The sequence below is a fragment of the Vibrio sp. Vb0937 genome (genome assembly GCF_033338855.1).
Genome location: NZ_JAWOTK010000492.1, coordinates 1 through 1,005 on the forward strand (window position 1 = coordinate 1; position 1,005 = coordinate 1,005).

Annotated in this window: 1 protein-coding gene; it reads right to left on the reverse strand. The window is 49.8% G+C overall.

Translation table 11 applies throughout. The features are described 5' to 3' along the window. Window positions 1-994 (reverse strand): substrate-binding domain-containing protein (locus R7P67_RS26740; protein ID WP_318086576.1); only part of this gene is annotated, 994 nt, incomplete at its 3' end. Window positions 995-1,005: the final 11 nt, after the last annotated feature.

Here is a 1,005-nt window from a genome sequence, read left to right on the forward strand (position 1 = left end):
CTGAAGTGATCTGATAACCCATATCAAACACTTTTTCTTCTTGCGCTTCACCTTTCAGACGCGCAATTAAAAGCTCTGCACTCTTTACACCAATTTGGAAACGAGGCGTATCAACGCTGGTCAGCTTCGGACTGATGGTCTGACCGATATCCAAGGCGTTATAACCCACCACCGCTAATTGCTGCGGGACTTGAATGCCACGCTGCTGCGCACTCAGCATAGTACCAATTGCGATGTCATCGTTGGTACAGAACACCCCGTCGAGCGTTGGGTACGTTTCCAGTGCGCGTTCAAGCAAATCATGCGCAAGGGAGAAACTGGAGTGCACGCCAGTTAACACATGTTTGGGTTCGAGCCCGACTTCATTCATCGCGCGATCGTAACCTTGCATACGCAGTTTGGTACGCGTGTCCAAACGCGCGCCGAAATAAACAATGGTGCGTTTACCAGCGTCCAACATACGTTTCACCGCGTTGTACGAAGCGTCTTCATGATCCAAGCCCACAGCCATATCAATCGGTTGTGGCGGCAATTCCATGGTTTCGACCACCGGAACGCCAGCGTTTTTGATCATCTGCAACGTGCGTGGAGTGTGGTGACTTTCAGTCAAAATCAACCCATCCACTTGGTAGGAAAGCAAAGAGGCGATTTTGCGCTCTTCCTCCAACTCATCGTAGCTAAAGTGTGCCAGTAGTGTTTCGTAGCCGTTAGCCTTAGTGACCGTCTCTATGCCCTGAACAAAGGAAGCAAAAATTTGGTTGGACAGAGAAGGAAGTAAGATGCCGATGGCTTTGCTGGAAGACTTAGACAACATCGCGGGGGCGCGATTTTCGATGTACCCCATCTCCTCGATTACCGCGGCAATTTTCACGCGGGTCTTCTCAGCCACCGATTCTGGATTGCGCATATAGCGCGAAACCGTCATCTTCGTTACGCCAACTTGGTCTGCGACATCCTGCAATGTCGTTCGTGTTTTTTTATTCTGTTGAGCCATAAATATGTGAT